The following is a 14,102-nucleotide window of genomic DNA, read 5'->3' as shown; positions in this document are numbered from 1 at the left end:
CTGATCCTATCTTCCGCACCCGTTTGTTACCGTATTTGAACCTGCGCGGTTCTTCCCTTCACAAAGCTCCACATAAAAAAGGAGAGGACACGACTCCTCTCCTTGTGATCACTATACTGCCTAAGAAAAATTGCAATACGGTAAGCATCCGGGCAAGTACACCTTTTGAGAGCTGATTATTTTTTGTATCGATGTGGGAGAAGTTCAACTACTTTATTAACCGGGTGATCTGCGATGCTGTGTAGTACTTCTTTCAGCCAGGCATAGGGCTCAATACGAGGAGTTCTGAAAATACGATGAAAGTTTAAACCGGCAAATACTTTGATTCAAGAGTTCCGAAAAGAGCTTGCCAACCACATTTCGCCGGTTGATGTCTGCTCGATTTCGACCAATAGGTCAGCGGACCATACGATCGATGGAACAATTGTGACGGTAGTTTCCTTCGTCCGCACCTCCTTCAAATCAGGCAAAGGCAAATGAGGGTCAACGAGAAAGGTTGCTTGCGCAGTTATGAACGCACGGATAGCGTGACCAAAAAAGTATGCAGCAATATCGCGGAACTAATGCGCCGTAAAAGACCGAAGGGAAAGTAATGCGAAAGGTTCGTTAATTGTTAGTGTTAAAAAGCCGGGGAGGATGGGCTCAATGAAAAATACTAAGCCACATTTACTATCTGAATAGTGCACCACGACCAGTGTCGGAAGCAGCACTTCACTCTCCCAGGGCGTCATCATCGCAGCTTTTTTTCCAGAATAGTTAAGCTGCGTAATAGTAATCACCATGCGATTCAAGAAAGCGTTTTTATTCGGCAGCTTCTTGCAGATAAAGCTCGTCTTTCCGCCGAGGGACTTTAGTCTCAAATAGGTCGAGCTTTCGCTATCGAAATCTTTCAATCAGCAAAAGAGAAGGCAAATATGCCTTTTAGTCCGATTAAACTGGAAGGGAATTTTCATGTAATCCTATCCCCAATCAAAAAAACTTTCACGATCCTCCGCTATCAGCAGGTGAGGATTGAATACGCCGCTAAATTGTAGAATCATGTCGTGATCCTTAGGGCCGACCTGGCTCAAGACGTCTGTAATCAAAAAAGCTGAAGGATACTACCTAATAGCGTCATTGATGAACAACCTCCCTGATCCTGTTTTGCTTTGCTGGTAAAATCTGCATCTTAAGTAAACAATGAGACTGTGCAGTACAATCTACCAACTTAAGTCATGTCAGGAGTTACTTGGCAAAAACAGCCCGATACGCTTTCATCGAACGGATAAACTCTGATGTCTCCTTGTACCGATAGATGCCGTTGGTCTGCAATCGTTCTGGTGCTTCTCGCACCTCGGATAGGATTTTGTCTGCTAGTGTGTTGGAATACCCATTAGTGCGAAACCAACTAACAATGGCGGTTAACGGGACTTCTGCAAATTGCGGAGATGCCGGCTGATACCATCCCTTTGCTCCATTGAATACCGCATTCAAGCCATGCGAATGATACTGCTTCATACTATCTGCGGGAGATGCATTGATAAATTTCATAACAGCTTCCATTCGATAGATCCTGTTTTCAAGTTCTTCCAGGTGTTCATAAAATGCTGGTGATTTTTGAACAAGCCCAGAAGGCACATTTATAGGTTTCTTCAAATGAATGGCAATACTCGGCTCAAACATGATGTCCATTGTAGTGTCGATGCCATGGTCTTTGTTAGTCAACGAGAAATGGAGTGGAGTGTTCGGTGGAACATTATCAAACTCAAGTTGCACTGCACCAAATTGATCACTAGTACCAGATGCACGGGCATTGTCTATATTAACCATTACGCCCATTACTGGCCGGTCGTTTTGATAAATATTCAAGTTTATTTTGTATTTCTTTCCGACCGGTCTGGAACTGGGTTGAAGAAAAAAACTCAAGGTAGGTTGATATTTCGCTTGAATCGTCGTATCAATGTTCAATTCTATCGAATGCATTGTAAGAAGTATCAAACTATCTTCCGGGAACTTTCTCATTTCCAATTCAACCGATCCGTATATATTAGTTGATTTATTGTCTTCAAGATTGTTGCCTTTGATTAATACATTCTGAGCTGGGTGATTGTCTAAATAGAGGTTGACTGTTACAAATTTTTTCGCTTTCGAAGGAAAAACTAGCTGAAGTACCCAGCCAGCAAAACCAAGGCAAATGCATAATAAAGCCAGGCGATACAAGTATTTAACAACTGTTTCATTTTGGTTAGATTTGCCATTTGCAAATTGGGAGCTAACGTAAATCACTCCTGCTAACGCAAGTCCTCCAAGACCTAGTGGCGTTGAAATCTTGGCGGCAATTTCAAAAATATTATCCATGGATAAGGCAAAAGGTGGTTTAGAAATAAGAGACGGACTAAATATATTTATTAATTCAGATACTTAAGATTTCTATACACCATATTTCTTCAACCCGCTACGATTGCGATATAGTAATCGTAAAGGATCACTAACATAAGTCCGACGCAAAAAAGTTGCGTTTGCAAAAACCGCCAAAGCACTGCTTCGAATGATACAATGCTATCGAAACAATCGACAGATTCTTTGAATAATAAACAAACTTACGCGTTGGCTCCTGCAGTATCTGAAATACAATTGCAAGAAGTGTTGCGGTGTAGAGGATATGCTTCGCAAAGTAATTACACGAAAAGCCGATCACCCCTAACAATAAAGGCAGCTCATAATATATGAGGAACACTTCACTTTATAGGTAACTTTTCTTTATCCCCTATTTACCTCCCTACAGCTCCAATATTAGTCGTTACTGCTACCGAAGGTCTACATCAACACCACTACGTTCGATATTTTTCAGCTCTTTTTTCAGCTTCTTTATTTCTGGGGGACTTGCTTTAATTCTCTCCGATTCCTGGATGATTTCGCGAAGAACGGCGGCCGAAGTTGGTTCCAGTTTTTTCACTGGCCGGATCGGACTTTCGCTTTTCTGATATTCCTGATATTTCTGTTCCAACTCGGAGCGGTACTTTAAGAGGAAATCCTGATTGATCTTACTCTCCGGATCGGTCAAGTATTGCTCTATGTATTGTTTTGCCGCTTGAAAATCCCCCATCGAAATTTCCTGATCCAGTACGCGTAGAATCTGTGACCGACGGTACTTTTTACTAAGCACGCGTGCTATACTATCAATCTGCGCGAAGAACGCAATTTTCATATCTCCCGCTCTTGCTTGATTAAACCCATCAGTAACGGCTTCCATTCGGTTCACCATGATGGGATAAGGTGCACCCTCTTCTTGAGCAGCATCAGCCGGAAAATAATCTGTATTATTTAGCAATTGAAGCCCCTCCAGCGCATTTTCTACGGTTGCATCTGAAAATAAACTAATCACGTAGCCGGAGAAAAAATCTGCCCGTCTTTCCATTTGGCGACGAACCGCATTATCTATTAAGCTATCTTTCGAATCTGTATGATTATAGATATGGTGACCGATTTCATGTGCAATAATGCTTCGGATCGCCCACATCCTGCTTGCATTTTCTCCGCGTATTTCATTCAGAAAGGATTGATTGTAATAAATAACCTGATTATTTTCTTTATCTAACATAGACGAAGCATTACACACCTCCGTACAGGCACTAAACCGGTATACCAATGGATATGGGTTTCCATTGGTCAGTTTTATTTGTCTGATAATGGCATCGAACTCGGTATAGGGATTTACATTCGGAGCCTTAATAACTGGTCGAACGGTGGTTGAAAGACAGTTTTCAATAAGGGTCTTGTAATCAGCCGTGCAATTAAAAGAACATACCATCAAAGAACTGTCTTGTGCAATCACAAGCGCGGTGGTAGCCAAAACTGCAACAAACGTGAGAAGAGCCTTTTTCATAACACTTTATTTTGCAGATAGATTATAGGTAAATGCGACGAAGCCGCCAAAACGGTTGAAGGTGTCAGTAGGTATTGTTGTGGGCGCGTCTGCCTTAGCTACGACCTGACCTTCCGAATAGTTATCATTGATTAATGTCGTTTTTGTCCAGGTCGCACCAACGGACAAAATAACCCGTCTTGTTGTTCCAAAAATCAGCGAGCCCCCAAGGTGATAGTTAATCTTATCAAGATCTCGGGTACTTACGCCAAACACGCCCGCGAGATTTACATCGTTACCGGATCGTTTGTAAATGTGCATGAGTGCGCCAATAGAAGGGAATACACTATTTTTCGCCTTATTGCGAACTATTTTGTAGCGATCTGGTTGTCCAGGCACAGAGTCATATTGATACGATTGATCAATAAATTTGCTACCACCAAAATTCGCGAACAGGCCTGTACTGAAATCAAGCTTTATTCCGCTTTTCGCTTTTACCCGCAACTCATAGGATCTCGTAAAGGGCGTACAGGCAACATCCGATTTTGGGGTGATGTTGACAGAGAAGATGGTCAAGTCATCTTCGATAGTTTTCGGGTCAACATAATAGGTCCAATTGCTCACGGTAAAATAATTATACGTCGCAAAAAAGTCCTTTTTTCCGGTGGTGCGAAATGCCTCTACATTAGAAGCAAATTTTGCAAAATCGTTACTGGCATATTTTTGCTTGAGGTCAGATAAGTCTCCCGAAAGATTTGTCTCTTTCAGAGTGGCGATTACTTTTTTTGCTTCCTCGTTTGGGTTAAACCTTGGAGATGGTTTAAGTTTTTGAAGCAGGTTCGTCAACAAGGTATTGTACGCACTCACTTCTGTATTTAGTGCATCCATTTTACTGGGAAGGAAATCGTTTGAAATGGCTGTCGAAAGATCATCTTCATCACTGAGCTTCCCGTTGATGTACCTGGTCAAAATACCTTTATTGACCGTATAATTAGAGTCTCCCAACAATGTCCGATCGGAGGTTTCCATTAGCATGTTGACAGGAAAAATGTTCGTATGGTTTCTCCGGCTACTAGGTGTAAAATGGTATCAAAGGGCTGATCACAGGTATTCTGAAGCCCCTGAAGCGTCAACTGGTAATCAAGGACCGTCTTAAAAATCTTATACAGAACCACATATTTATTCAACTGTGCATCTCTATCTTTTACCGTGCCGGACAACTTTGCATAAACGACACCAGCTTCAACAATTTTAGCTTTCAGGCTATCAGGAATATTGGAAGCTGTTATATCAGCAGGTCTCGCAAACGGCTTACTTCCCGGAGCCGCTCCGGGTGCTCCCGCAGTCGCAGGTGCTGTAATTTTTATTTTGGAAAACATCTCGAAAATGCTGGGCACTTCTTCATGAAAATTGGTAGTCTTAACTTCTTTTCCGATATCCACTAACCGCTTGTTGACATTGGTAATCTTGATGGCCATACGGGTACCGACTTTAATTTTCAATGGGACTGTGAACCCATCATCACTGAGATAATTGATTTCCCGGTATTGCACCTGGGTCTGCGCCTTTCCCGCTAATTGGAAAAAAGTCAGCACTGGAATTAAGATGATGGACTTTTTCATATTTAAGGTTTGCGTTCAATATACGGCAACGCTGTGACATATTAATACATTTCGGCATATAGAGTCCAGAAAGACCGGAGTGGATTATTTTGAGATTACTATCAATCCATACTATTGTAGATGCGCAATAGATCAATTCACCTTTTACATTCTTTAGGGAGTTACCGATCAATTAGCCATATAGACCCGTCCCGGTACCTATAACACCAGATGCGTTATGTTATCGATTATTTTGGCCACTGAAGCTTTTCAGCTTTACTCATTTTGGTGAACCCTGCTTTGAACACTTGGGTCCAACTCCGCCTTGTTGTTGCTGTAATTATGCCAGAGTATGCATCCAATTAATTCAGAATAAAAAAATCAGAGGGGGATGGAGCGAAAGCGGGAAGCAGAATGATTTTCATAAGCCGGTGCCTACACACAACGATTGTAGCGATTGAGCCGTGCTGACAGACTAGTTGTGCAATATTCGATATAATTTCGCGCCCCTTTCACAAAGAAATTGAATCGGATTTTTGACTAAATCTGATAAACCATTCCTTATACAACATGTGAGGCATCGTAAGCCATCAGGATTATCAGCGCACTGAGACAGAGACGGAGTTAAGGAAAACAACCTATTATCAGAAACTTCCGTTCCTGATTCTTAAAATAAAAAATGCGTCAAAGTATGTAAATTTGACTAGCTCTTCATAAAAATCAAAGTTTCTTGAGTCATTCCATGAGTCTTTTGCAAATGGTCATGGAAGACAATTGATATATAACTCATTACGAGACCAGTTCGAATCTAGTCGTAATGATGCACTGGATGCCGCAAAGTGATATTCCCAGATGAACGTGTGATATTTCTTTTCGTAAGAACCGAGACGAATTGTCACACCCGTCGAGATTGCAACTCAAAGCGCGAAAAAAAGAGAAAATTGCTCGTAGCCGATTTCTATTTACTGTGACATAAATGAAAAAATGCTCTTTGAGGTGTTGCCAGACTGCCTGTCGGGCATACGCATCCAACTCTACCCACGCACTAAAGTTAAAATCTGGTCTTAACTCTTTTAATGCCTCCAAATTATTCTCGCACCAACGCTTAATCCCATATAACCTTCTTTGTTGCTGAAATAATAGAGTGTATATTCCTACGCTTGAGAGTTTGGGGAATCGTCACAGGTAAGCTAGACTATGAACAGCGGGCATGCGCACAATGTCCGCCTATTGTTTTTTGTTTAAAAACTTCAGGGTTTGATAACTATCTTATTCCACTTTCTTCAACAAGAAAAACTATATTAGAACCTGTAAGATTCAAGGCATAGCGCGTTATTTCATCCTCAACCTTTTTAGGAACTTGGCCATGTCCGTGACCCCCTAGCCTGTTTCTATACTTGCAATTCCACTTTCAGGAAGACTTTGTATCGAATTGAACTGTGTTTGGGTAAATGATGGAATCATTTGGTTGTCCAGACAGATCTTTACCAATTTGCTCGCAGTATCAGTAGTGCAATATTGCCAGTTTTATTCTTTGCAAATCACTTTCAATGTACTTTCAGAAGCCTTTAGGCATTCAGAATGACACTCTGTATTCCGTCCCTACTTTACACGTTGATCGTTGCCGTTTTGCCGTGGCTTGTTGTGGGAGAATTTATTGGGTAAGTTTCCATTCCAGGATATTATGCTCCTGGAAAGAGCCACTGGTTGAAGCAACAAGGCCTATGAAGAATTTATCTGACAAACCAAGTGAAGTGAAAAGATTCACGTTGTATTCCAGTACTTGGTTGCCATCAAGCCATACGGTGATCTTATTTCCTGTATATTTCACTTTCGCCTTGTGAATTACCAGCCCCTGAATTTCGGGTATATTCCCATTATAAACCTTAGCATTGGAATAATGCGTGCTGTTGGGTTGTATGCCTTTTGTGTGGATGGCCACGTGATTGCCATTTTCGCCTGCGTCAGGCCATGTGTCAAATTCCACGGCAAGCGATGATGGAACACCTTCATATCCGAGTTTACCTGCAGAGCCCGGATAGGTGTTGATCTTGAGGGTCGGGATTTCTTTGGCGATCAGCAACGCGAAGCCATCAGCGCCGCCATTGCCTGAAACCGGAAGCCGGAATGAAAACGTTGTTTCAAAATCACCTGTAACCGGTGTTGTATGAAATGCCTGCCCGGAAGTAAATACAGTCGCTGGCGTCAGCCGCAGCCGGCCATCAATCAATTTTGCATCGCCCTGCAGTGCCGTGTGTTGCATGTCGAAGGGCGCTGAACCAGGCATCCACGTGATCTGATCCCATAATGCAGAGGAGGAGAACACCGGGTCGTCAGACACGGCAACATCCATCGTGCAATTGCACAGCGCAGGCTGCAGTGTAACGCCGGCGGTTTTGCAGATCTGTTCCGCCCAAGCCAATTTCTCTGCTGTTATTTCAACGGGTTTTGATGGAAAATCCAATTGTGTGTGAGAAGATGTATTCTTTCCCTGTTCATAGTAAAACAACGAATTGGACTGTGTGATGCGCCAACTGTTGGCGAAAGCCGGATAGATATTCTCAAACGAATATTCGATCACTTGTCCGTTTGCCAACTGCAGATCATTGTCTTTGTTTCCATCTGCATTTCCCAGCAGTCCTTTTGTTTTTCCCGCACGGCTTTTCACTGCAAGGATCTTGTAATCGATCATGCTTCCATTGAACGTTTGGTCCAATCTCACTTTTACAAGGTCTCCATATTTCGAGCGGATGACAAGTATCGGGAACGGCCCCTCCTGTTTCATTTCGAGTGAAGCGCCCTGCTGGAGTGAAAGGGCCTGAAAATTGAAATCATGCAACTGGTTGTTGATATATAGTCTTTGCGGCGCAACAGTAACGCAAACGATGTCGGTCCCTGTTTGCACGGCTACACCCCGGTTCACTGTTGCCTGGGCTTTGATGTAGGGCAGTTTTTCCTGGCGGACCTGCACTTCAAAATTATCTGTAAGAGATTTCATGGCGATGAATTCTCCGAAACCATGAAAGTCATAGGTTTTGCCATCCGGCGTATAGATATGCGGATCTCCCTGGCCGCCCCCGGCAGGCAGCAGATCATCCGGTTCATCTTCGTCCTCACACTGACCTGCTACGCCATCTTGCGCCACGTAATTCATAATGGCAGGCACCAGTCCGGTGGCAAGAGAACCTAAGCCGCCTCCCTGCGAAATGGTTTCGGCGAAACCGGATAAGGCGTTCACGTTATCCATGGTAGAAATACAACCAAAAGCCGGCTGACCATTCAGGATATTATTGGCAGCTTCTGCAAAAGATTTACAGTTCTGATAAGTATTATAGATTCCCCAGCCGAGGGCCAGTGGATTACCCGTACTCAATCCCGCAACGCCCATGATACATCCAAAGGCCGCAGACCCAACATAAACGAGTTCACTTTGCCAGTGGGGAGGGAAACCGGGCCTTTGCTTGTTAAGCTCTTTTATTCGTTCAAAACTATTCCAGACATCATCATTGAATTTGATCTTGCCGGTATTGTGAATGATGGCACCTGTTGCCGTATTCTTGATAGTGACAGATCCTGTCTTTGTGTTATTGTCGAAATCCTCATACTCGATGGTATGACCCGTTGATGTAGTGGTGGAAGACGGCGTATAGTCTTCATTAAGTTCATGCGATAGCCAACCACCCGTTTCCGCATGCGTTTCAACGATCAGGTAGATGGTATCGGGTTTACCATGATCATCCTTTGATCCAAATGCGGCATACTGCATTTTTGAAAGAGGATCATTGATCAGCAGACCCAGGTTCTTATCAGCGCCTTTTACTGACGTGATGATATATTTATCCGGTTGACTGATCGGCTTTGATGGAGGTATGGGCGGATTCTCCGGCGGAGCATCTTTCTTCGTACAAGCGTGGAATGCGATACAGGACAGAAATATGAGGGACAAAACAAAGCGTATCCTGAACTTGTGTGAGCCGGTTCTTACTTTCATGTTGATAAGGTTTGCCCGCAAAGATCTTATCAACATACATTCAAGAGTCCACTGGTTGAGTAATCCGGACAAAAAACCTTGTGAATTGACTGAGGACGATGCTTCAGGGCAATCTAACGAAGCGGTCGCGACGGCAGAACGTTTAATCTTGCTGAGGAAAACAGGGTTAATCTGGCGATCTCAGCTTCGTCAAACGCTAATATTTATTATATTATCAAGAAGACCCGTATTAACAGAGTCCTTATTAAAAAGCGTTGAGTCTTTACATAGTCTCAACATCACTGGGATTACACGAGATCGCTCTCAAGCGACTTCAGTTTTTGAAGATGCAATCCACTACAAAACAGCAGGTGCAAATGAAAAAGCAATATGATAGGGACAAGGAATGTGAAGGATTACATACGTAGCGAGTAGCAGCCCTGGCTCCGGGCGAGGTATTGAACGCCATTGAACATAGAAAATTAGATCAGGGAAAAATAGCCACTTCTTGCGGTGGATCTGTGAAAGTCGTTTTCCCGTACAATTTCCAACAAGTCGCGAGGCTTGACACTAACAGGCAATGCATTTTATATAATTTTCCCGCCTGGAGCATGGTTGCAGATTTAATGAAAGTTCGCTTAATCTTGCTTTACTCGGTAGGCACCGTGAAAGTAACAGGCTCTGCTCCCTTTACTATTTTACCATCTTTATAAACATTTACCCGGTCTTTCGAATATCCACTTTCCAACGCAACAAAACTTGCTGGATCCGAACCCGGGATTTTTGTATAAAGGTAATATACAGATTTATTATCCTGTGAATACGGATACGCTAATAACGAAAATGTTTGCCGGTCGCAATTTATTTCGTGAATGCCATTATGGACGTCACTCGGATATCCATAGTAATAAATACGGTTTGTATCGCTCGCGTAATTTGAGTTTAGAATACGAAAACTTTTGGGATCTGCATTATTAACGGGGTTCTGATCAAGGTAAACCCCGTATCGATCTTTCACAAATCGCATTGTGACGACTTCAAGACTGGCGAGTTCTCTTACTTTAAAAGGTTTATCCTTGTAATATGCGTGTTTATGGTCTTTGGCATAGTTATCACCCAAAACTTGGAACGACGCGGGCGATGCATTTCCCAAGGTGACAATTGTCTGTTTTTTTGTAGTATAATAAGTTTGTCCATCCCTGTATTCCTCGCAGTAGTACACATTATTTTTGTCTTTAGCATAATGTTCGTCCAGCGCTTCAAAGGAAGTTGCATCTGCATCTTCTACAATTTTTTCTTTATAGTAAATGATGCTGTCATTTACAGCGAATGAAGTGTTGAGGATCTGCCAACCGTCACCGGTCAATTCTTTGCCGTTGAAAGTCAGCTTTCCGTCTTTCTGCTTGTACCCGGAACTGCAACGGCTCAGCGGAATAATACCCGCCAGTATCAAGATCGTTTTAATAAGCCACTTCATAAGTTTAAACATGATATTGACTCTGTTATTTTTTTCCTGCGAAGATTATTTTCTCAGAGAAGAAAACATTCCCGGAGCTAATAAGTTAATTCGGAATAGCTATGCTCTTCAGCTGAAATGCAAAGTAATGCTGATATCATCACTGCAGCCAGCACAAAGTAGTTGGTGAACGCATTACTTAGCAGATAGCAGGATATGGCAGATACAAAGCATTTGCTGCTTGCACAGCAACCGCTGGCAGGAAGTATCAATCAGTAAAAATTTAATCCTTTTCGTTGAATGAGGGATGAAAACAAACAAGCAAAACAAAAAACTTGCAATTTATATTCTATCTCTTTGCCCCGATTCGTTTATAGATAAATGATTTGGATTAAGAAAAGTTTGAAAATGAGGGTTTGTCCGCGTTCAACAGTTTTTCATTTCCAGTCTCATTTTTATGCCTTGTCGCTCCTGTCCAATTCAGAAAAACCGACAAAATTTAAGACCTTCAGCATAACGGAACGTACACCTGGATGATGATCAATCGCCTTGCCGATGGTGGAAGAGCTGATATCATAGATGGAAAAAAAGCCGGGTGGCAACTCAAAATTGCCATGGTAAGAGGGATGCCTGACATTGGTGATCTGATGCAATTCTCCCGCAGGGGCCAGGTGACCTAGCCTGGCTGGCTCATAACGTGAGATCTTCTTTTCCGCACAACCTCTGAGTACAAAACTGGAATGCGCATTGTCGTGGTAATGCAAAAAACCGTTGAACCCATTTGGGTGGAGGATAGTCCGACTGGCGATGAGTTCAGTAGTTTCCCAACTGTCGATCACCTTACTTACATGTATGTTTTTACCGAGCGCTTTCATGAAAGTATTCGTTGCTTTACCGGCCAATTGTAAAACGTGTTGTAAGTTATCCAGATCAAGACATTTTAAAAAATCTGGCGGCGAAGAAAAGCTATGATCGCGAATAATCAAATGGCTATCTTGTTTTTAGTCTTCCTGAGCATAGCACAGAATGTTGACAACTTTGCTGAAAATAAGCCTTAAATAAAAATAGGTAGGACAGTTCAGGACAGCATACCCTCGCTCCTCTCGTCCGAATAACTATATTTGCCTACATTTACTTTCCAAATTGCTTTGCCACATGCAGGATGATCAATACACGCTCTTGAAAAAGATCGCTGAAGGAGATGAGCCATCTTTCCGGATCTTGTTTGACCGCTATCACAAAAAAGTGTTTGCACACTTGTTCGGTATCACTAAATCAAAAGAGGTTGCCGAAGAACTTATGATGGACATCTTCGTAAAATTATGGGCAGGCAGAGAGCTTATCCTCGATATCCGTGATATGGATGCATTCCTGAAAAAAGTCGGCTACAACAAATCGATGGATTTCTTCCGGATCGCAGCGCGCAACGCCAAACTCCAGAAAGCTATAGAGCGGGAAATGGAACAGGGAACCGGCATACCCGCCGATGTGCGGCTGCATGATCTCGAACTCAAAGAGATCTTACGCAATGCCGCCAGGCAACTATCACCCCAACGCCGGCTGGTCTTTACCCTCAGCCGCGAAGAAGGACTCACCCACGATGAGATCGCGCAGAAACTCAACCTTTCCCGCCACACCGTCAAAAATCATATGATCGAAGCTATCAAAAGCATTAAAAAACACCTCAGGGCAAACGATGTTGAGACTTATGTGCTGGTGGCGGTTTTCCTGACGAAGTAGGTTTGAGAGGTTTGACAGGTTTGATAGGTTTCAGAGAGTTGTGTTCGCGGTACTTTATCTCTCACAACGGACCTAATCATTATATCTAACTTTTAAAACTTCCGGACCTATCAAACCTGACAAACCTCCCAAACCTGTCAAACGTCCCGCCTTTTCAAAAAAAACCTCCCCTCCCACTAGTCCTGCCCCATCCGTTTCAACGTCCTTTAGATAATTAAACTTTATCTATGTCCTCAAATCCGTTGAGACTGCAATTACTTTTTAAAAAATATATCAACAATGAATGCTCACGGGAAGAGCTACAGGAATTCTGGCAATTGACGTCGGAGTTATCTGATAATGATCTTTTGTCTGATGAGATCAAACGGTATTGGGACAGTGATACGCCGGATAAATGGAATGAAACCCGAATGAACAGTGGCAAAACGTACGAAGAAATAATGCAACGGGCAGCGTTGATCGAGACAGGTCCGAAGATCCTGCCGCTTTATCGCCGCAAATGGCCGCGGTATGTGGCAGCAGCCGCGTCTGTATTACTGGTATTTGCATTGTTCTTTTTATTCAGGCAGGAAAAACAGGAAAAACAACTGGCGAATGCCAATAAGATCGAAACCGGTACCCATCCTCACCAGGTGATCAGTCTGCCTGATGGCACCAAAGTCACCCTGAATGGAAACAGCCGGCTGGAATACCCGCCAGTGTTCAATGGAGAGTTCAGGGAAGTAAATCTTGTAGGTGAAGCATTCTTTGAAGTGACGCATGACCCGGAAAAACCTTTCCTTGTACATACAGGCAGCATTGTAACGCGGGTACTCGGCACCTCTTTTAATATCAAAGCCGTTCCCGGGGAAAAAGATGTTGCCGTAACCGTGGTCAGTGGCAAGGTGCAGGTAATGGAAAACAAAAAAGTGCTCGGTCTGCTCACGAAGAACGATCAGATAATGGTGAATACTGAATCGCATAAAGTATCGCAATCAAAAGTGGAAGTAAAGGACATCATGCAATGGAAAGCTGAAGATCTCGTATTTGAAGATATCACCTGGGAAAGAGCTGCGATCATGATCGCCAATCGATACGGCGTTTCCATCCGTTTTGAAAATGAAGCGATGCGCAACTGCCGCTTCTCCGGAACATTCCTGAGCGATAACGGACTTGAACAAGTGCTCGACGTTGTCTGCACGCTCACCAGCGCCACATGGCAGAAAGATGCTGGAGGAGTAGCGATCAAAGGAGCAGGATGCCGCTGAGGGGGGTGAGAAGTTTAAAAGTTTAATAGTTTAATAGTTTCAAAGTTTAACCTGAATGAGATCTCTCAACAGTCGATAAAACTTGAACTATTTCGGGAAGAATAAGCGGCAAAACCTTTAAACTATCAAACGCTAAAACTAATAACCCTTTAACCCTTTAAACTTTTAAACCTTTAACCTCTCTGCGTGACAAAAAAGGCTACTCTGAGTGAAGATCAGAATAGCCGGTTGTTTCAAACATTCG

General features: G+C 43.0%; 10 protein-coding genes and 1 pseudogene. 2 read left to right on the top strand and 9 right to left on the bottom strand.

Annotated features, from left to right (window positions below):
• Positions 1–176 precede the first annotated feature (176 nt).
• From LZZ85_RS28815 to LZZ85_RS13175, 9 genes and pseudogenes are all read right to left on the bottom strand, one after another.
• Positions 177–275, bottom strand: coding sequence for a transposase domain-containing protein (locus LZZ85_RS28815; RefSeq protein WP_432422769.1), 99 nt, complete (start codon positions 273–275; stop codon positions 177–179).
• A 949-nt stretch (positions 276–1,224) separates the two neighbouring features.
• Positions 1,225–2,337: a hypothetical protein gene (locus LZZ85_RS13205; RefSeq protein ID WP_237872435.1), complete on the bottom strand. Its 1,113-nt coding sequence runs from the start codon at positions 2,335–2,337 to the stop codon at positions 1,225–1,227.
• Positions 2,338–2,785: 448 nt separating this feature from the next.
• Positions 2,786–3,865, bottom strand: coding sequence for an ImmA/IrrE family metallo-endopeptidase (locus LZZ85_RS13200; RefSeq protein WP_237872433.1), 1,080 nt, complete (start codon positions 3,863–3,865; stop codon positions 2,786–2,788).
• Positions 3,866–3,871: 6 nt separating this feature from the next.
• Complete coding sequence (locus tag LZZ85_RS13195; RefSeq protein ID WP_237872431.1) at positions 3,872–4,732, bottom strand: hypothetical protein; 861 nt, start codon at positions 4,730–4,732, stop codon at positions 3,872–3,874.
• 140 nt (positions 4,733–4,872) lie between these two features.
• Entirely contained in the window at positions 4,873–5,466 is a 594-nt protein-coding gene (locus LZZ85_RS13190; RefSeq protein WP_237872429.1) for a hypothetical protein, read from the bottom strand.
• A 1,243-nt stretch (positions 5,467–6,709) separates the two neighbouring features.
• Positions 6,710–6,960: pseudogene (locus LZZ85_RS28810) on the bottom strand (abortive infection family protein); the annotation flags it as partial.
• A gap of 139 nt (positions 6,961–7,099) precedes the next feature.
• On the bottom strand, positions 7,100–9,436 hold the full coding sequence (locus LZZ85_RS13185; RefSeq protein WP_237872426.1) for a VWD domain-containing protein: 2,337 nt from the start codon (positions 9,434–9,436) through the stop codon (positions 7,100–7,102).
• A 628-nt stretch (positions 9,437–10,064) separates the two neighbouring features.
• On the bottom strand, positions 10,065–10,892 hold the full coding sequence (locus tag LZZ85_RS13180) for a DKNYY domain-containing protein (RefSeq protein ID WP_237872424.1): 828 nt from the start codon (positions 10,890–10,892) through the stop codon (positions 10,065–10,067).
• A gap of 434 nt (positions 10,893–11,326) precedes the next feature.
• Complete coding sequence (locus tag LZZ85_RS13175) at positions 11,327–11,746, bottom strand: hypothetical protein (RefSeq protein ID WP_237872422.1); 420 nt, start codon at positions 11,744–11,746, stop codon at positions 11,327–11,329.
• A 280-nt stretch (positions 11,747–12,026) separates the two neighbouring features.
• Between LZZ85_RS13175 and LZZ85_RS13170 the strand changes: the two genes are divergently transcribed.
• Together LZZ85_RS13170 and LZZ85_RS13165 are read left to right on the top strand one after the other, a co-directional pair.
• Positions 12,027–12,611: an RNA polymerase sigma factor gene (locus tag LZZ85_RS13170; RefSeq protein ID WP_237872420.1), complete on the top strand. Its 585-nt coding sequence runs from the start codon at positions 12,027–12,029 to the stop codon at positions 12,609–12,611.
• A gap of 227 nt (positions 12,612–12,838) precedes the next feature.
• Positions 12,839–13,858, top strand: coding sequence for a FecR family protein (locus tag LZZ85_RS13165; protein ID WP_237872418.1), 1,020 nt, complete (start codon positions 12,839–12,841; stop codon positions 13,856–13,858).
• Positions 13,859–14,102: the final 244 nt, after the last annotated feature.

Source organism: Terrimonas ginsenosidimutans (assembly GCF_022012415.1).
Lineage (GTDB): Bacteria > Bacteroidota > Bacteroidia > Chitinophagales > Chitinophagaceae > Terrimonas_A > Terrimonas_A ginsenosidimutans.
Note: the sequence above shows the minus strand (reverse complement) of the source record. Positions and strands in the feature narration are given on the sequence as shown.